The sequence below is a fragment of the uncultured Jannaschia sp. genome (assembly GCF_947494055.1).
Lineage (GTDB): Bacteria > Pseudomonadota > Alphaproteobacteria > Rhodobacterales > Rhodobacteraceae > Jannaschia.
In genome coordinates this window covers 1-1,401 of record NZ_CANLTR010000127.1, presented here as the reverse complement: position 1 = coordinate 1,401, position 1,401 = coordinate 1, and the positions used below count along the sequence as shown (strand labels likewise).

The 1,401-nt window shown below is 64.2% G+C and carries 2 pseudogenes; one reads left to right on the top strand and one right to left on the bottom strand.

What is annotated here, in order from left to right:
- Window positions 1-128: 128 nt before the first annotated feature.
- A pseudogene (locus tag Q1A87_RS23420) lies at window positions 129-1,147 on the top strand (IS3 family transposase); the annotation flags it as partial.
- Between the two features lie 49 nt (window positions 1,148-1,196).
- On the opposite strand, the pseudogene Q1A87_RS23415 reads toward Q1A87_RS23420, so the two are convergent.
- Window positions 1,197-1,401 (bottom strand): annotated as a pseudogene (locus Q1A87_RS23415) (IS256 family transposase); the annotation flags it as partial.

The window sequence follows — 1,401 nt, the reverse complement described above, 5'->3', positions numbered from 1 at the left end:
ATGGCGCAGCCAGCCCGTCATCGTGAAAGAGCCGGAAAAATCCAGCTGCCGGCGGTCCAAGGTTGGGTGGCAGTGCAGTCAGTTCGGCATGACGATGGAAGGCCAAGTTTGTGCTTGGGGGCATGCCTATGCCCAGCGAGAACCGCCCCCGTGTCGAGGTCATCACCGGCGTTGCTAGACGCCGTTATTGGCCAGCCCATGAGAAGCTGTGCATCATCGAGGAGAGCTTGGTACCAGGGGAGTCCGTCTCCGCCGTCCCAAGGCGAAACGGCGTAGCACCGAACCTGTTGTTCCGGTGGCGACGCCTGATGGACGAGGCGGGTGCGATGGCCGTGGGATCGAACGAGCCGGTGGTCGGGGCCTCCGAGGTCCGTAAGCCCGAGCACCGCGTCCGCGACCTCGAGCGCCTTCTCGGGCGCAATACGATGGAGATCGAGATCCTCAAGGAGGCTTTGGCGAAAGCGGGGGCAAAAAACAGACGTGGCACTTGCCGTCGCCGCTGAAGGGCGGTTCCCTGTAAGCCGTGTGGCCGAGGTCCTCGAGGTAAGCAGGTCCCGGATCCACACACGGATATCCGGCGCCTCGAAGCCACGTGGCTCCTACCGCAAGGCGAACGACGTCGAACTGCTCTCTGCGATCAGGCACCTCGTCGATCAACGTCCCGCCTACGGCTATCGTCGCCTCACGGTGCTGCTGAACCGCGAGCGCCGTATCGCGGGACTGGAGCCGGTCAACCATAAGCGGGTGCTGCGCATTCTCGGCCTGCATGGCCTGACGCTGGAGCGATTCACCGGCCGCCGTAAGGGCCGTAGTCACGGTGGCAAGGTCGCCGTCATGGCCTCGAACCTGCGCAGGTGCTCGGATGCCCTAGAGATCGGCTGCTGGACCGGAGAACGCGTCCGCGTTGCCTTCATCATTGACGCCTTCGACCGCGAGATCATCGCCAATGTCGCGCTGGCAGGCGCGGGCATCGCCGGCTCGGACATCCGCAACATGATGCTCGCGGCCGTCGAGCGGCGCTGATCGCACCCCGCCTGGCGTCGAGCATCTCTCCGACAACGGCAGCTTCTACACCGCCAAGGACACCCGCGACTTCGCTTCAGCCCTCGGCCTCATTCCCTGCTTCACACCTGTCCGGTCACCGGAGAGGTGCAAGGCGCATGAGCGAGATATGCGCGGAAGTTGGTGACGCATGATCAGGCGGCAGTTTGAAGCTGACGGACGCCGTCGCGGAACTCAACCCTGCTGATGATCTCTGGCAGGCGGTTCCGGCCGTCGAGTTTGCGCCACTTCTTCTGCGCCGACATCATCAGCTTGAACGCCATGGCCAAGCCGGTCTTGCGGCTGAGGCAGCCCTTGGTGCGTTTCGTTCGGTGGCGGACGGTGGCGAATGTGCTCTCG